A 15,403-nucleotide genomic window follows, 5' to 3' on the forward strand; every position below is an offset into this window, starting at 1 on the left:
TCCGGGTTGCCCCGGCGAGCCGCGCATTATAACGACTTGCAGGCGGCCTGCAAGTCCCCGGCAGCATGTGCGCGTGCAGGCCTGATAAACCTTGCGCTTGCGCGGGATCCGGTGCCGATCACACGGCAGCGCAGCAGATCACCCTTGGCCGATCTGCGCAGGACAAAAGCTGCGAAAATAGACCGCATGTGCCTGCCTGCCGAGTTGCCGTGAAAGTTCTTGGGATTGAATCATCGTGCGATGAGACCGGCGTGGCGGTCTACGACACCACGCTGTCCGGCGTGCCGGCGCTGCGTGCCCACGCGGTCTACAGCCAGATCGCGCTGCATGCCGAATACGGCGGGGTGGTGCCGGAGCTGGCCAGTCGCGACCATGTGCGCAAGCTGCTGCCGCTGATCCGCCAGACTCTGGACGAGGCTGGATTGGGGATCGACGAACTCGATGGCGTGGCCTATACCGCCGGCCCGGGCCTGGTCGGCGCACTCCTTGTAGGTGCCGGGGTGGCGCGGTCGCTGGCCTGGGCGCTGGATGTGCCGGCGATCGGCGTGCATCACATGGAAGGCCATCTGCTGGCGCCGCTGATGGAAGACGACCCGCCGCAGCCGCCCTTTGTGGCGCTGCTGGTCTCCGGCGGGCACACCCAGTTGGTGTCGGTGAAGGCGCTGGGCGAGTACGCCGTGCTCGGCGAGACCCTGGACGATGCGGCCGGCGAGGCCTTCGACAAAACCGCCAAGATGATGGGCCTGCCGTATCCGGGCGGACCGCAGCTGGCCGCCCTGGCCGAAACCGGCACCCCGGGGCGCTACAAGTTCGCGCGGCCGATGACCGACCGGCCCGGGCTGGATTTCAGTTTCAGCGGGCTCAAGACCCAGGTACTGCTGGCCTGGCGCGCCAGCGACCAGTCCGACACCACGCGGGCGGATATCGCACGCGGGTTCGAGGATGCGGTGGTGGAGACGCTGGCGATCAAATGCCTGCGCGCGCTGGATGCGGCCGATTGCAACACCCTGGTGGTGGCCGGGGGCGTGGGCGCCAACAAGCGCCTGCGCGCGCGCCTGCAGGACGCGGCGCAGCGGCGCGGTGGCCGGGTGTGCTTCCCGCGGCCAGCCTTGTGCACCGATAACGGCGCGATGATCGCCTTCGCCGGCGCGCTGCGGCTGCAAGCCGGCGAGCGCGCCGACGCGGCGGTGCATGTGACGCCGCGCTGGGATATGGCTGCGCTGCCGCCGCTGGCGGCGGGGGAATCGGGAGTAGGGAATCGGGAATCGTAAGAGCGCTATTTCGATTCCGTTCGCGCTGCCCTGTCGTTGCTTGTGCTTCTCACCATTCCCTAATCCCCATTCCCGATTCCCCACCTATGGACAAAGTTTTTATTGAAGGCCTGGAAATCGATGCGCTGATCGGCATCTACGACTGGGAGCGGCGCATCCGCCAGACGCTGCGGTTCGATCTGGAGATGGGCTTCGACAACCGTATTCCGGCCGCCAGCGACGATATCGCCGATACCTTGAACTACAAGGCGGTGAGCAAGCGCGTGATCGAATTCGTGCAGGCTTCGGACTTCGGGCTGGTCGAGACCCTGGCCGAGCGCTGCGCGGCGATCGTGCTGGACGAGTTCGGCGTGCACTGGCTGCGGTTGAAGCTGAGCAAGCCCGGTGCGGTGCGCGGCGCGCAGGCGGTAGGGGTGATCATCGAGCGCGAACGGGCCCGCTGACGGCCACCGAGTGCTGCATCGGGCGGCGACTTCGAGCCATGGCCTTGCCCCGGAGATCCACCTGGCGCCGGACTAGCGATCCACAACCACGTTGCCGATCCACGGCACCAAAGCGCGGTTCAACCGGGCCCTACAAATCCCCAATCCCGAATTCCAAATCCCGCCACTTGCACCCTCGCGGTCGCGTCAGGCTAGAATTGACGGCCATGTAAACGTTTTCTCAAGGATCTCATGGCTGCTGATCGTATCGAAACCCTGATTGCCCAGATGACCGTCGAAGAGAAGGTCGGACAGTTGGGTGTGTTCGCCGACATGGTGCGGCCGTTCGCGCCGGACGTGAATCCCGAAGCCAATGTGCTCAACGCCGACGAGGTGCTGCAGCAGGTGCGCGCGGGCCGGGTCGGCTCGTTGTTCAATGGCGTCGGCGCCGCGCTGGGCGTGCAGATCCAGAAGGTGGCGGTGGAGGAAAGCCGCCTGGGCATCCCGGTGATCCTGGCGGCGGATGTGATCCACGGCATGCGCACGGTGTTCCCGATTCCGCTGGGCGAGGCGGCCAGCTTCGAGCCTGAGCTGGCCGAGCGTACCGCGCGCGCCACCGCGATCGAAGCGACTGCCGCAGGCCTGCACTGGACCTACGCACCGGCCGTGGACATCGCGCGCGACCAGCGCTGGGGCCGTGGCGCGGAAGGCGCCGGGGAAGACGTGGTACTGGGCGCGGCGTTTGCCGCCGCCCGCGTGCGCGGCTTCCAGGGCGGCGATCTGAAGGCCGACGATTGCCTGCTGGCCACGCCCAAGCACTTCGCCGCCTACGGCGCGGTGGCCGCGGGCATGGAATACAACACCGTGGACATCGCGCCGCAGACCCTGCGCGATGTGCATCTGCCGCCGTTCAAGGCTGCCTTCGATGCCGGCGCACTGACCGTGATGTCCTCGTTCAACGACATCAACGGCGTGCCGGCCAGTGCCAATCACGAATTGCTGACCGAGATCCTGCGCGGGCAATGGCAATTCCCCGGCGTGGTGATTTCCGATTACACCGCCGACATGGAACTGATTGCGCACGGCTATGCGGCCGATGAACGCGATGCGACCAAGAAGGCGTTCCTGGCTGGTCTGGATCTGAGCATGCAGAGCGGCTTTTATGCCGCGCATCTGCCGTCGCTGGTGGAAAGCGGCGAGGTGCCGATGGCCACGCTGGATGCCAGCGTCCGCCGCATGCTGCAGCTGAAGGAAGCGATCGGGCTGTTCGACAACCCGTACCGCTCGCTGGATCCGGCACGCGAAGCCGACACCGCGCATCTGCCCGCGCACGATGCGCTGTCGCGCGATGCGGCGCGGCGTTCGATCGTGTTGCTGAAGAACGACGGCGACGTGTTGCCGCTGAAGAAAAGCGGACAGCGCATCGCGCTGATCGGGCCGTTCGTGCAGGACCGCGAGAACATCGAGGGTTGCTGGACGCTGTTCGGCGACAAGCAGCGCTATGTGACCCTGGAGCAGGGCGTGCGTGCGGTGGTCGGCAGCGAGCATCTGACTGTGGTGCCGGGTTGCGGTTTGGAAGAGGCGCTGCCGGGCGGTATTTCCGCCGCCATCGATGCGGCGCAGGCCGCCGACGTGGTGGTGCTGGCGCTGGGCGAGCCGCAGCGGTTCAGTGGCGAGGCGCAGTCGCGTACCGAGATCGTGTTGCCGCCGGCGCAGCAGGCATTGGCCGAAGCCATCGCCGCCACCGGCACGCCGATGGTGGTGTTGCTGCGCAATGGCCGCGCGCTGGCGCTGAGCGGTGCGGTGCGCGACGCCGATGCGATTGCAGTGACCTGGTACCTGGGCACACAGACCGGCACCGGCGTGGCCGATGTGTTGTTCGGCGACTACAACCCGTCCGCGCGTCTGCCGATCAGCTTTCCGCAGGTGACCGGGCAACAGCCGTATTTCTACAATCATCTGCGCACTGGTCGCCCGGAACTGCCGACGCTGTCCGAGTACAAGGCACGCTGGCGCGAGATGCCCAACGAGCCGTTGTATCCGTTCGGCCATGGCTTGAGCTACACCACCTTTGCGTACGCGCAGCCGCAGTTGAGCAGCGCGCAGCTCGGCTGGGACCAGACCCTGACCATCACCACACGCGTCACCAACACCGGCCGCGTGGCCGGCGAAGAGGTGGTGCAGCTGTATGTGCACGATCGCGTGGCCAGCCGGGTGCGTCCGGTGCGCGAACTCAAAGGCTTTCGCAAGGTGTTGTTGCAGCCTGGCGAAAGCGCGGACGTGACCTTCACCCTGGCGCGCGATGCACTGGCCTTCACCAATCACAAGAACGTGTTTGGCGCCGAGCCCGGCGTGTTCGATGTATGGGTATGCGCATCGGCCAAGAGCGGCGAGGCAGTGACGTTCGAGTTGCTTGAGGCCTGAACGCGCGCGGGCATGGTATGGCGCACTCACGCCATAAGCAGCGGGGGGCAACTACTGCACCGGGTTCGACGATGACGGACGTGGCCCAAGGGCGCGCCGCCATCGGGTCAGAGGTGATATAGGCGCGTGCCTGGTCGATGTAGGGCCAGGGTCCGCTGGCACCGGCATGTATCGTGCCATGCACCGCACCGGATCGACCGCAGCGTTACCGCGAAAATCGTGACCACCGCCAGCACGCGGGTGACGCGTGTCGGTGGCACGATTCGCCTGGACGCGATCTTGCGGAGTTATGCGTCGTTGTCGACTGCCGCCTTGCTCTTGGGCGTCAGCTTGAGCAGGCGCCCGGTGCTGCCGCTGGCTTCGTCTTCCAGCAACCACAGCGCGCCGTCCGGACCCTGTTCTACTTCGCGAATGCGTGCGCCCATGTCGTAGCGGGCCACTTCGCGTGGCTGATCGCCGAGCGAAACCTGCACCAGCGCCATCGACGACAACCCGCCGATAAAGCCGTTGCCGCGCCATGCCGGGAACTGCGTGCCGCTGTAGATCACAAAGCCGGCTGGCGAGATCACCGGTGTCCAGCTGATCTTGGGTGCGGCAAATTCCGGGCGGGTGTCGTGATCCGGGATCGGGGTGCCGTCGTAGTTGTCGCCGTTGGAGACGACCGGGTAACCGTAGTTGGCGCCGCGCTGGATCAGGTTCAGCTCATCGCCGCCGAGCGGGCCCATTTCGTGCTCCCACAGGCGGCCCTTGCCGTCGAAGGCCAGGCCGAGAATATTGCGGTGACCCAGCGACCACACCTGCGCGGCAACGCCGCCCTGCGCAGCGAACGGGTTGTCGGCCGGTACGCTGCCGTCATCGTTGAGACGGATCAGCTTGCCGAGATTGGCTTGCATGTCCTGGGCGGGGGTGAACTTCTGGCGTTCGCTGGAGCTGATCCACAGCTTGCCGTCCGGGCCGAAGGCGAGCCTGTGCCCGAAGTGGCCGTTGCCGGTGACCTTGGGATCCTGGCGCCAGATCACCTTCAAATCCGACAGCGTGCCGCCCCCGGTGGCATCCAGCGTGAGCTTGGCGCGTGCCACTGCCGCGCCGCGGGTATCGCCCTGCCCGGGTTCGGCGTAGCTGACATAGACCAGGCCATTCTTGGCAAAGCGCGGATGCGCCAGGACATCGCCGAAGCCGCCCTGGCCGCCGTAGGCCACTGCCGGAATGCCGGTAATGGCGCTCTTGCGCTTGGTCTTGGGGTCCAGCCGCATCAACGCCCCGCGCTTTTCGCTGACCAGCAGGCTGCCGTCGGGCAGAAAGGTCATTGCCCAGGGTTCGTCGAAATCGGCAACGGTGGTGGCCTGGAACGGCCACTGCGCCTTGGGAATGGCGGCAGCCGGCGCGACGGCAGGCGCAGCACATGCGGCGGTGGTGGTAAACAAAGTGGCCGAGCAGGCCAGAGCAAGCAGACGTTGGACAGACATGTGGTCCTCCAGGGGATGGGGCGCAGTGACGTTGCAGCCCTCCCGCAACGTGTCCTGCGTTGGGTTTTCAAACACCTTACACGACGCCGTCGAGGCCGCCCTTGTCCTAGATCACTCTCTGCGGAACGCACTTATCCCGGATCGTTGTTTCACTATGAAAAGGAGGTTTCATGGCCGCATCGCGAAAACCTCGGCTGCATTCACCGCTGCGTGCTGCGTGCGTGCCGCGCTGCATAGCTGCTGGGCAGCGCTGCCCATCTGATTGGGCTGCGGAAGGCGCAAATGCTGCTGATGAAGTGGCTTACTGCCTGACGTCGCTGTTTGTTGGTGTGTTCGCATCGGTATCGTTGCAAGAGCGCGTGTGTGATCGCGTGGACGGCATTCCGGTGAGGGACGGTACTCACTGGAATGCCGGTTTCAGTCCGCAGCCGTTGCTGCGCGAGCCGTTGATACGACAACGCCACCTCGACGGTGGCGTTGTTGTGTTCAGGGCTTGGATTTGTTATCGCCAGTCACTAAATCTGTCGCATTCTCCCAGGCACGCTTGACCGCATGACGGGCCTTGCTCCAACTCAAGCCATCGGTGCCGCGGTTGGCTTCCCACTCGCGTTGCAATTCTGCTTCCACCTGATCGTAAGCACGTGCGTTTTCGCGGATACGCGCCTCGTGTCCTGCCAGGTAGGCTCCCTCGTAATCTTCGTAGCGGTCACCTTCGGTGTAATACGATTCTTCGGTGAAGCGTTCGCGCCAATAATTGGATACGTTCTGGCTGCGGTCTTCGTCAGGCGCGCGGCCTGGAATCTGATACGGCACGTTCATGCCCGTCTCCGTAATGAATGTGTGCTCTAACGTAGGCGGGCAGGTGTTAAATCCGTTGCCAGGCCCGGTGAGGAAGGCATCAAGACATGCGGCGTTTGTTGTCGATGCGGGCGCTGCGTGCGGCTTGCATGACGCGTTGCGCGCTCTCGATATCGGGCGTGCTGTAGACACGGCGCAGTTTCATTGCAAGTTCCCGTGCAGGTGAGGCCTGCAGCCTTGGACGGGCACGGGTAGTCGTGCGTGAGCGCTACGCGAGCGTCCTGCGAAAGCCGTTAGGCGGGCTTGCGCGGAAACAGGTAAATCACCCAGCCCACCAGCAGCGCCACCCCGGCAGCCGCCAGGTTCTGCCAGCTGGCGCTGGCGAGCAGGCCCAGCGACAGCAGCAGCGCGGCGATGGGAATGGCCGGCCCGCCAGGCAGGCGCAAGGTGTCGGTGCGTTGCCGGTAGCGACGCGCCAGCACGATCACTGCTGCAGCCGTGCCGATATAGGCAAACAGCCGGGTGACCATCGACAGCAATGCCAGCTGCGTAAACGAGCCCGACAGCGCCAGCGCCAGCGACAGCACGCCCTGGGTCAGCACTGCCGCTGCCGGGGTGTGGAAGCGCGGATGCACGCGTGCCAGAAATACGGGGCCGTAGCCATCGTGTGCCAGCGCGAACAGAAACCGCGGCCCGAGCATGACCGTATTGCTGGTGGTGCCGAGGATGGAAATGGTGGCGCCCACGGTGAGGATCAATGCCAGCGCTTCGCCACCGAAACGGCTTGCGGCATCGGCCAATGGCGTCGGCGAGGCGGCAAGATTGGGCAGCGTGCCCTGTGCGACGACCTGGACCGCCGCATAGATCAAGGTGACGGTGACGATCATGGTGATCAGCGCGAATGGCACGTCGCGACGCGGGTTGCGGTATTCGCCAGCGGCCGCAGGAATGTTTTCGAAGCCCGCATAGGCAAACAGCAGCAGCAAGGCCGCTTCGCCCAGATTGCCCAGATCGCGCAAATCCGGCGTGGTGCCGGCAAAGGCCCACGACCAGTCCACGTAGAACACACCGATTGCCACGAACAGCAGCAACGGCACCAGCTTGCCGATCACCAGTGCGATGCCGGTACGCGCAGCCGATTTCACGCCGATCACGTTGATGGCGGTGAGCATACCCAAAGAACCGACGACCACCAGCAAGCGTGCCCAGTGATCGGTCGCCACGGTCGGCCAGAACCGCGCGACCGCGTCGGCCAGGCCGTTGCTCAATGCCGCTGCCGAACTGATGCGGGTGAGCCAGATCATCCAGCCGATCTGAAAGCCGACAAACGGGCCGAACGCCTCACGCGTGTACAGATAACTGCCGCCCGGCGTGTCGAAATAGCTCGCCGCCTGCGCGTAGCACAACACCAGCAACGCCACCGCCAGACCCGCCAGCATCACCGCCCACAGGCTCATCGGCCCCAGCAGCGCAGCGGTGGCCGCCGGCAGCAGATAGATGCCGCTGCCGATGACATCGTTGATGGACAAGCCGACGATCTGCCAGCGGCTGACCACGCGGACCAGGCCAGTGGGGTCGGGTGCGGGAGCCGCGCTGCTCATCGGCCCACCTCCTTCAACTCGGGCAACTGCCACCGGGCTTGCAGGCGTGCGTATTCGGCACGCGGCAACAGCACGAACAGCGGTGTGTCGTCGGGCTTCAACCAGGCCAGCAGGCGTTGCATATCGGCCGGCGCCATCGCGGTGCAGCCGGCGGTGAACTGGCCCGGCGTGCGCCACAGGTGCGCGAAGATGCAGCTGCCGCGCCCGGGAACCGCGTTGGGATTGTGGGCGATCACAAAGCCCTCGCTGTAACGCGCATCGCCGGGATGTTGCAGGTCCAGGCGCATCGGTTCGGTCGATCCGGCCACTGCGGCCTCACCGACCTGCGCGGCGTCGACGATGCGGTTGTACAGCGGCGAACCCGGCACGTCCATGCAGTAGTGGGTGGCGCTCATCGCCTGGTACGGCATGGCGCTGTCGATCTGTTGGGCGTAACCGAAGGCCGGGCCGATCGCGAATACGCCGGCCGGGCTGCGACCGTCGCCTTCGCGCTTGTGCGGGCCTTGCGTCTGCGCCGGATGCAGGCCATCGCCCCAGGCGCTGCCACGGCGCCCGAGCGCGACTTCAAAGCCCGGTGCGGCCGGTTGCCAGTGGCCGTCCACGCGGGTGAATGTCTGCAGGCGCGCCTGTGTGCTATCCCAATCCGGCGTGGTCACCACGATCAATGCGCGCGCTTGATTCAGGGCATCGATTGGCCCGGCAGCGACGGCAAGGCTGCTGCAGCTCGCCATCGCCAACAGCGCAACGGATCGAAACAAGGTGGCAAGGCGCATGCAGGCTCCGGGGAATGGGTCGAGCGGGGACGAGTCTGGGATCGATACACGGTTGGCGGAGACAGTGCGCTGCGGTGGCACCGCGTTGCGCACACCATCGTGTCGCTACTGTACTCAGCAATGCGGCCGTGTGCCGCATGCGCGCACCATGTCCGTGCGCCTGCTTGGCGGGGCTTGTAACGGTTAACTAAACTATATTTCGTTGTCTTGGGAGGCTTGGACCGCATGAATGAGCTGGTTACAGAGCGTCGGGTCTGCAACTTGGTTGCAGGGTCCTTGCCCGCCCACCATCGCGGGACACGCCGCAAGTACGTCCCTGCAGGCTCTTACGCGGCATCCATGCCGCGTAAGGTCCCGCGACGGTGGGCCGGCAAGGACCAGTCGAGAGTGTGGGTATGCATGGTTTTCAGTAAAGCAACCGACTAACTCTCTGGTGCGGTGCCCTCGCCGCTCGCGGGACACGCCGTGAATCCGTCCGTGGAGGCTAGGTGGCGGCATCCATGCCGCCACACGGTCCTGCAAACGGCGAGGGCACCGCGCGCTCGATAGACCGACCGACGCGGCTTGGAAATATCCAATGGCGCTTTAACCGGACAACAGCTCCAGCCCGCGAATGCGTCGGATGCCCAGACCAGGCGAGTCGTCGATATGGATCTGGGCATCGTCGAAGTGTACGCCGCCCTCGGTGGGATCGAATTGCCCGAGTGCGGGCGCATCCAGGTCCGCCACGGTGATGCTGTCGGCCTTGGCCACTGCCAGATGCACTGCCGCAGCCACACTGATGCTGGATTCGATCATGCAGCCGATCATGCACGGCACGCCGTACAAGGCCGCGATATCGGCAATGCGGATCGCATTGGACAACCCGCCGGTCTTCATCAGTTTGATGTTGACGATATCGGCGGCGCGGCGCTGGATGAGGTCGATCACCTGGACAGGTGAGAACACGCTTTCGTCGGCCATCACCGGTGTGTCGATCCGTGCGGTGACAAACGCCAGTCCGTCGATGTCCGCGGCCTTGACGGGCTGTTCCACCAGTTCCATCACGATGCCGGCGTGTTCCAGCGTGCGCATGGTGCGCACGGCTTGCTTGGGCGTCCAGCCCTGGTTGGCATCCAGGCGCAACGATGCGCGACCAGCGACCGCGGCATGAATCGTTGTGATCCGCTCGACGTCCGAGCTGCTGTCCTTGCCGACCTTGATCTTCAGCGACCGATAGCCGCGTGCGAGCGCGGATTGCACCTGCGCCACCATCACGTCGATGCTATCGACGCTGATGGTGATGTCGGTGGTGATGCGCGGCGTGCCACCGCCAAGCGCGCGGTAGAGCGGGATGCCGAAGGACTGCGCCCACAGATCGTAGAGCGCGATCTCCACCGCCGCCTTGGCGTTGGTGTTGCGCTCCAGCGCGTGTTGCACCAGCGCGCATAGCCGGTTGAGATCGGCCACGTCCTGGCCGATCAACGTCGGGCCGATGCAATGGCCGATGGCGGCGATGATGGCGCCGTGCGTATCACCGGTGATCGGGGCGGTGGCCGGCGCGGCGCCATAACCGATATGGCCGCTATCGGTTTGCAACAGCACCACCACGTCCTCGATCGCCTGCACGGTACGGACTGCTGTCTTGAACGAGGTTTTCAATGGCACACGCAGCATGCCGAGGCGAAAGCCGGTGATCTTCATGGGGAGCCAATCGGTGCGATACGCTGGATGCGGGTGATGTGATCGACGAACGGCGTGCCGTCGCTGGCGAGCAAGGGCAACAGCGGCGTCACCGACACGCCGTTCAAACGCGCGCGCTGCACGTTGCCGGTCGCGTCGCGGTAATAGGCGCCGGCCACATCATGGATCACCCATGGCAGACCGCGCTCGTGTCCGATCACCAGCATCACATGGCCGGGGATATAGATCAGGTCGCCGACCTGCAGCCGGGCAAGTTGTTGCAGGCGCTGCGGCAGTGCGGCCTGCGCCTGGAACGGAACGCTCAGCAGCGCCGGGCTGCGTGCCTGGTCGCCGGTATTGCGTGGCAATGCAATGCCCAGGCTGCGATACACATCCAGCACGAACCCACTGCAGTCGCGCGCATCGTAATCGTTGCCCCAGCCGTAGCGTTCGCCGAGAAATTTGAACGCCTGCCGCAACAACGCTGCATGGGTGGCCGGCAGCGGACCAATGCGCACATCGGCGCCGCGCCGGATCAGTGCCGGCACCAGCTGCAGGCGACCATCGCCATTGCGCAGCGGCAACTGCACGACGTAGGCAGCCTGCGGCAACTGCCCGTTGACCAGCTGCTGCTGCGGCCAGTCGCCGAGCAGCGGTACGCTGGTACCCATGTCCAGCGTCAGTGCGGAGACGGCCGGCACTTCCGGGGTGTAGGCGCTTTGCACGCGTGCGCCGGTGACCACCAGCTGCGGGCGGCGGCGTGCGTAGTCCAGCACCTCGCTCCGCATGCCCACGGCAAGCCGGTCGGCGGCGATCCAGGCCGCATAGTTGGCCGCCTGCACGAAGTGCCATGCACCATCGGCGCTGGTGTGCAGCACCGCCACCGGTGTGCCGGGGTAGAGCGCCGATTCCTGGAAGCGGTCGATGTCGTGGTCGTCGGTGGTGCTGAACACACGTTGCGCGGTGGGGAAGGTGCGCAGTGCCGCGCGCTGCACCACCAGTGCAAACCGTGGCGTGACCTGTGCGGGCAGTGCATCCAGTGCCAGGGCGCGGCGCAGCGTCGCAAGGCGAGAGGCATCGATGCTGCGACCTTCGCTGTCGTACAGCGCACGCGCCGGCATGGCCGACACTGTTTCGATGCGCGCGCGCACTTCGGCCGCCGGCAGCACCTCGGCCAGCTGCGACAGGTCGTGCATGGAGCCATCGTCACGCAGTAAGCGTGCATTGAATCCGGCGATCTGTGCGGTAGTCATGCGCGGCGTTTGCGCGTTGCCACTGCGCTGGATCCAATAGTCGGCCGTCAACTGCGCATCGCTGGCCGCAAATGGCGCCGTGTGCGGCATTGGGGTGGCAGGGGTTGCCGCAGCGGCATCGCAGGGCAGGCCGATGACCAGCAGCAACAACGTCAGCAGGCGGCGCGACAGTGACATGAAGAAGGCTCTTGATGGATGCAGCGACTGGCGAGGCTTTTTACAGGCAATCACGACCGCAGGCGCGCGGACCTGTGCCGACCGCGCCGGCTTGTAGTGTACGCATGCGCAAGTATCCCCGGCGCGTGTCGCATGGGGCAGCGGCGTTGTAAGGTCTTTCGGTCTCTGCATACGTGCAGTCTGTCTGCCACCGGCCGCAGCCGCGTGATGCACGCCATCGCCCGCCCGGCAGATAATGGGCGCATCGCATGCGCGGCCCATCGGGGTGCAGGCACAGCGCAGGCCCTTGTCGTTCCCAGGAGAATCCGATGTCATCTGCTCCCACGCTGTCGCCATCGTCGTGGCTACGCGCCACGCTGTGTCTGGTGGTGCTGTCATTGGGTGCGTGCGCGCATGCGCCGCAGCGCAATCCGCTGGCCCAGTGGGTGCCTTCGCCCAATTACGACACGCGGCGGCCGATCCTGATCGTGCTGCACTTCACCGACCAGCAGTCTGTGCGGCAGAGCCTGAGTACGCTGCGCGGACGTAATAGCGGGGGCCGGGTCAGTGCGCACTATCTGATCGGCGAGGATGGTGCGCGCTATCAACTGGTCAGTGACGACCAGCGCGCCTGGCATGGCGGCGCCGGGCGCTGGGGCACCATCACCGACATCAACTCCGCCTCGATCGGCATCGAACTGGACAACGATGGCGGCGAACCGTTCGCGCCCGCTCAGATCGACAGCCTGCTGGTGTTGCTGGACGACCTGTGCACCCGCCTGCGCATCCCGCGCACGCAGATCGTCGGCCACGAAGACGTGGCCCCGACCCGCAAGAACGACCCCGGCCCGCTGTTTCCATGGAAACGCCTAGCCGACGCCGGCTTCGGCCGCTGGCCTGCCGCCGATGCCCCTGCCGCTCCGGCAGGTTTCGATCCCTGGCAGGCGCTCGCCCTGCTCGGCTACAGCCTGGACGATCCCGCCGCCACCCTGCGGGCGTTTCATCATCACTACCGCGGCAGCGAAGCCCGCACGCTGGATGCCGAGGATTTGCGCATTCTGCATGCGTTGACCGGGTCGCTGCGGCCACTCCGCCCGCCGGTTTCGGTCGAACAGCTTGAGAGCGAAGGCTCCTAGGTGCATCGTGGACGCGTTCGCCATGCGCCATCCTGGCGACCCGATTCGAACGTGCTGCCTGGCGTGCAATGTCCCCCTGATTACAAAGGAAAAATAATGAGGCAAACCAGGTCGGTACGGGTACTGCCTCGATGGGTTGGAGGGGCGGTCTGTTATGCACTGCTGTCGATCGCGGTGGCGCCGTTGGTTGCCGCAGCCGCCGAGGTGCATGTCTCTTCGGCAACGACCGCCGCACAAGCCGGTCTGGTCAATGTGCAGGGCCTTGCGCCGGAGATCGCGGTGGACATGCGTTATGCGGGCAGCGACAACTTCACCGGGCGCGTGGTGCCGGGATATGTGGCGCCCACGTGCTATCTGTTGCGTCCGGCGGCGCAGGCCCTGGCGCGGGTGGCGCGGTCGCTCAAGCCCCAGGGATATCGATTGCAGGTGTTCGATTGCTACCGGCCGGTGCGGGCGGTGCAGGCGTTCGTGGCCTGGGCTGCGGATCTGCAGGACCAGTCGACCAAGGCGCAGCACTACCCGCGCGTGGACAAACGCGCGCTGCTGGGCGACTACATCGCCGAGACCTCCGGGCATAGCCGCGGCGCAACGCTGGACGTGGGGCTGCTGGACTGCCGGCACGGTCCATGCCAGCCGGTGGAGATGGGCACCGACTTCGATTTCTTCGATGCGCGTGCGCATACCGATGCGCGCGACATCAGCCCGGCACAGCGTGCCCACCGCCAGCAGCTGTTGCGTGCAATGGCGGCGGAGGGATTTGCCAACTATCCGATGGAGTGGTGGCACTTCACGTTCCGCCCCGAGCCGATGCCGGAGACCGCGTTCGATGTGCCGGTCGACTGAGCAACCGCGCCGCAGGTGATGACGCGGCCACCGCACTGTCCATATTGTTCATCACCCCAAGCCGCTGCAAGGAATTGCCATGTCCGACCCGGAACGCTTTGTCGATATCGCCTGCCCGTATTGCGGGGAGTGGATCACCCTGACGCTGGATCTGACCGGCGGCGACCAGCATTACATCGAAGATTGCCAGGTGTGCTGCAAGCCGATCTCGGTCAGCGTGCAATGGGATGAAGAAGGCGAGGCGCAGGTGAGTGCGCGGGGGCAGGACGATGCATGAGCGCGGTGTGTCGCAGCATCGGGCAATCGGAGCGCCCGGCCAATCCGCGCACGCGTGACCGCACGCGCTTGCGGCTGCGGCCGGGATCCACCGCCCGCAACCGCTAGACTGAGACGCCTGCTGCCTGGATCTTGACGATGAATCTGCCCCTGCACTTCGGTCTGCTCGGTTCGCTGGAGGCTGGCCTGATCGCGTTGGTGCTGGGTGTGCTGGTCTTCGCTGCGGTCGAGCACATCGGCCGGCGTCTGCACTTCACCCACGGGCACACGCTGGGCATCGCCTGTCTGCTCGCGGTTGCCATCGGCGGCGGCTACGACATCTGGAATCTCGTCTACACCAGCATCGTGCGGCTGGAGTCGCCGCTCTACGCGCGCCTGGCATTGGCCAAGATCCAAGATCCCAACGAATTGGGGTCGCGTGTGGTGCTGGAAGTGGCCGGGGTGATCGCCGGTGTCGTGGTGGGTTGGAAACTGTTCAGTTCCGGAAGCTGGGATGACGAAGCGCCGAACGCGTAAATCCACGCGCTGAAATGCGGCGTGGTTCGCATATTTCGATGCATTGAATGATGTGCTTCTGTTTGGCTCACCGAGGTCTAACAGATGGCTAGGCGCAAATGTCCGGCGGGTGGTTAAGAGGATGTTTTGCGCGAAATTTCGGCGGGTTTTACGTTCATTCGGGCTGGGTAAGGTGAGGCCATGTGCGGCGACACCGCGCATTCCCAAGCCAAGGAGACCACCCTAATGAAGAATCGCAACCGCACCTCGCTGCTCGCCGCCACCGCCGCTCTTGCTGCCGCTCTGGCGCTGCCGGCCATGGCGCAGAGTACGCAGCAGGATGCCGCCGCGACGTCGGCCCAGTCGGGAAGTTCTGCCACCACTGCGGCACAGCCAGCGCAGTCCTCCGGCGGCGGCCAGACCTGGGCGAGTGTCGATACCGATAGCGACGGCGCCATCAGCACGCAGGAGGCCCAGGTCAATGCCGGGCTTGCGCAGATCTTCAATGACGCCGATTCCGACAAGAATGGCAAGCTGACCCCGGACGAATACAAGGCGTTTGTCGCCAAGCAGCAGGGCGGCGCAGCGGGAAGTAGCTCGCAAGGCAACTGAGGCAGGACGTCGCAAGGTAGTGAGTTCGTTTGCTGACATGTTTTTTCGACATCAGGAGGCAGCTTTCGCAATCGCAGTCGTTCGAGCATTGTTGTCGTTTGATCCGTGGCATCGCCTTGTGGATGCCCCTGATCAGCAAGTAACAGCATGACCACGTAACAGGATGGACACGCGGGAGCGATCTGCCAGGGTCGCTCCCGTTTTCTTTACGTGCG

The 15,403-nt window shown here is 65.2% G+C and carries 14 protein-coding genes; 8 read left to right on the forward strand and 6 right to left on the reverse strand.

The features are described 5' to 3' along the window. Positions 1 to 209: 209 nt before the first annotated feature. The 3 genes from tsaD (at position 210) to XaplCFBP3123_RS18915 (ending at position 4,117) form a co-directional block, all read left to right on the forward strand. Positions 210 to 1,271 (forward strand): tRNA (adenosine(37)-N6)-threonylcarbamoyltransferase complex transferase subunit TsaD, encoded by a 1,062-nt coding sequence (tsaD, locus tag XaplCFBP3123_RS18905; RefSeq protein ID WP_104535435.1) that lies wholly within the window; start codon positions 210 to 212, stop codon positions 1,269 to 1,271. An 86-nt stretch (positions 1,272 to 1,357) separates the two neighbouring features. Next, positions 1,358 to 1,714: a dihydroneopterin aldolase gene (folB, locus tag XaplCFBP3123_RS18910; protein ID WP_104535436.1), complete on the forward strand. Its 357-nt coding sequence runs from the start codon at positions 1,358 to 1,360 to the stop codon at positions 1,712 to 1,714. Between the two features lie 231 nt (positions 1,715 to 1,945). After that, the gene (locus tag XaplCFBP3123_RS18915) at positions 1,946 to 4,117 is read left to right on the forward strand and encodes a glycoside hydrolase family 3 N-terminal domain-containing protein (RefSeq protein WP_104535437.1); all 2,172 of its coding nucleotides are present in this window, start codon (positions 1,946 to 1,948) and stop codon (positions 4,115 to 4,117) included. 287 nt (positions 4,118 to 4,404) lie between these two features. Here XaplCFBP3123_RS18915 and XaplCFBP3123_RS18920 read toward each other — a convergent pair whose 3' ends face one another. From XaplCFBP3123_RS18920 to XaplCFBP3123_RS18950, 6 genes are all read right to left on the reverse strand, one after another. Further along, positions 4,405 to 5,583, reverse strand: coding sequence for a PQQ-dependent sugar dehydrogenase (locus XaplCFBP3123_RS18920; protein WP_104535438.1), 1,179 nt, complete (start codon positions 5,581 to 5,583; stop codon positions 4,405 to 4,407). A 486-nt stretch (positions 5,584 to 6,069) separates the two neighbouring features. Continuing rightward, positions 6,070 to 6,402, reverse strand: coding sequence for a hypothetical protein (locus tag XaplCFBP3123_RS18925; protein WP_104535439.1), 333 nt, complete (start codon positions 6,400 to 6,402; stop codon positions 6,070 to 6,072). A gap of 272 nt (positions 6,403 to 6,674) precedes the next feature. Beyond that, positions 6,675 to 7,982: an APC family permease gene (locus tag XaplCFBP3123_RS18930; protein WP_104535440.1), complete on the reverse strand. Its 1,308-nt coding sequence runs from the start codon at positions 7,980 to 7,982 to the stop codon at positions 6,675 to 6,677. Beyond that, positions 7,979 to 8,755, reverse strand: coding sequence for a L,D-transpeptidase family protein (locus XaplCFBP3123_RS18935; protein ID WP_104535441.1), 777 nt, complete (start codon positions 8,753 to 8,755; stop codon positions 7,979 to 7,981). Before XaplCFBP3123_RS18935 ends, XaplCFBP3123_RS18930 begins: the two co-directional genes overlap by 4 nt. A 585-nt stretch (positions 8,756 to 9,340) precedes the next feature. Further along, on the reverse strand, positions 9,341 to 10,438 hold the full coding sequence (locus tag XaplCFBP3123_RS18945) for a dipeptide epimerase (protein ID WP_104535442.1): 1,098 nt from the start codon (positions 10,436 to 10,438) through the stop codon (positions 9,341 to 9,343). Next, positions 10,435 to 11,847 (reverse strand): SH3 domain-containing protein, encoded by a 1,413-nt coding sequence (locus XaplCFBP3123_RS18950; protein WP_104535443.1) that lies wholly within the window; start codon positions 11,845 to 11,847, stop codon positions 10,435 to 10,437. Before XaplCFBP3123_RS18950 ends, XaplCFBP3123_RS18945 begins: the two co-directional genes overlap by 4 nt. A 308-nt stretch (positions 11,848 to 12,155) precedes the next feature. Between XaplCFBP3123_RS18950 and XaplCFBP3123_RS18955 the strand changes: the two genes are divergently transcribed. From XaplCFBP3123_RS18955 to XaplCFBP3123_RS18975, 5 genes are all read left to right on the forward strand, one after another. Continuing rightward, positions 12,156 to 12,962, forward strand: coding sequence for an N-acetylmuramoyl-L-alanine amidase (locus XaplCFBP3123_RS18955; RefSeq protein ID WP_104535444.1), 807 nt, complete (start codon positions 12,156 to 12,158; stop codon positions 12,960 to 12,962). 96 nt (positions 12,963 to 13,058) lie between these two features. After that, positions 13,059 to 13,805, forward strand: a complete 747-nt coding sequence (locus XaplCFBP3123_RS18960) for a M15 family metallopeptidase (protein WP_172453382.1) — start codon at positions 13,059 to 13,061, stop codon at positions 13,803 to 13,805. Between the two features lie 79 nt (positions 13,806 to 13,884). Continuing rightward, positions 13,885 to 14,082 (forward strand): CPXCG motif-containing cysteine-rich protein, encoded by a 198-nt coding sequence (locus XaplCFBP3123_RS18965; RefSeq protein WP_006449379.1) that lies wholly within the window; start codon positions 13,885 to 13,887, stop codon positions 14,080 to 14,082. A gap of 137 nt (positions 14,083 to 14,219) precedes the next feature. After that, positions 14,220 to 14,597, forward strand: a complete 378-nt coding sequence (locus XaplCFBP3123_RS18970; RefSeq protein ID WP_104535445.1) for a hypothetical protein — start codon at positions 14,220 to 14,222, stop codon at positions 14,595 to 14,597. Between the two features lie 225 nt (positions 14,598 to 14,822). Beyond that, complete coding sequence (locus XaplCFBP3123_RS18975; RefSeq protein WP_104535501.1) at positions 14,823 to 15,188, forward strand: EF-hand domain-containing protein; 366 nt, start codon at positions 14,823 to 14,825, stop codon at positions 15,186 to 15,188. Positions 15,189 to 15,403: the final 215 nt, after the last annotated feature.

It is taken from the genome of Xanthomonas arboricola pv. populi, from assembly GCF_002939945.1.
GTDB classification, from domain to species: domain Bacteria; phylum Pseudomonadota; class Gammaproteobacteria; order Xanthomonadales; family Xanthomonadaceae; genus Xanthomonas; species Xanthomonas arboricola_A.

Bases quoted from the DNA above. Each gene is read 5' to 3' on its own strand.
- XaplCFBP3123_RS18975 (WP_104535501.1), top strand. From the start codon at position 14,823: ATGAAGAATCGCAACCGCACCTCGCTGCTCGCCGCCACCGCCGCTCTT.
- XaplCFBP3123_RS18970 (WP_104535445.1), top strand. From the start codon at position 14,220: ATGAATCTGCCCCTGCACTTCGGTCTGCTCGGTTCGCTGGAGGCTGGC.
- folB (WP_104535436.1), top strand. From the start codon at position 1,358: ATGGACAAAGTTTTTATTGAAGGCCTGGAAATCGATGCGCTGATCGGC.
- XaplCFBP3123_RS18915 (WP_104535437.1), top strand. From the start codon at position 1,946: ATGGCTGCTGATCGTATCGAAACCCTGATTGCCCAGATGACCGTCGAA.
- XaplCFBP3123_RS18960 (WP_172453382.1), top strand. From the start codon at position 13,059: ATGAGGCAAACCAGGTCGGTACGGGTACTGCCTCGATGGGTTGGAGGG.
- XaplCFBP3123_RS18965 (WP_006449379.1), top strand. From the start codon at position 13,885: ATGTCCGACCCGGAACGCTTTGTCGATATCGCCTGCCCGTATTGCGGG.
- XaplCFBP3123_RS18920 (WP_104535438.1), bottom strand. From the start codon at position 5,583: ATGTCTGTCCAACGTCTGCTTGCTCTGGCCTGCTCGGCCACTTTGTTT.
- XaplCFBP3123_RS18930 (WP_104535440.1), bottom strand. From the start codon at position 7,982: ATGAGCAGCGCGGCTCCCGCACCCGACCCCACTGGCCTGGTCCGCGTG.
- XaplCFBP3123_RS18925 (WP_104535439.1), bottom strand. From the start codon at position 6,402: ATGAACGTGCCGTATCAGATTCCAGGCCGCGCGCCTGACGAAGACCGC.
- XaplCFBP3123_RS18950 (WP_104535443.1), bottom strand. From the start codon at position 11,847: ATGTCACTGTCGCGCCGCCTGCTGACGTTGTTGCTGCTGGTCATCGGC.
- XaplCFBP3123_RS18955 (WP_104535444.1), top strand. From the start codon at position 12,156: ATGTCATCTGCTCCCACGCTGTCGCCATCGTCGTGGCTACGCGCCACG.
- XaplCFBP3123_RS18935 (WP_104535441.1), bottom strand. From the start codon at position 8,755: ATGCGCCTTGCCACCTTGTTTCGATCCGTTGCGCTGTTGGCGATGGCG.
- XaplCFBP3123_RS18945 (WP_104535442.1), bottom strand. From the start codon at position 10,438: ATGAAGATCACCGGCTTTCGCCTCGGCATGCTGCGTGTGCCATTGAAA.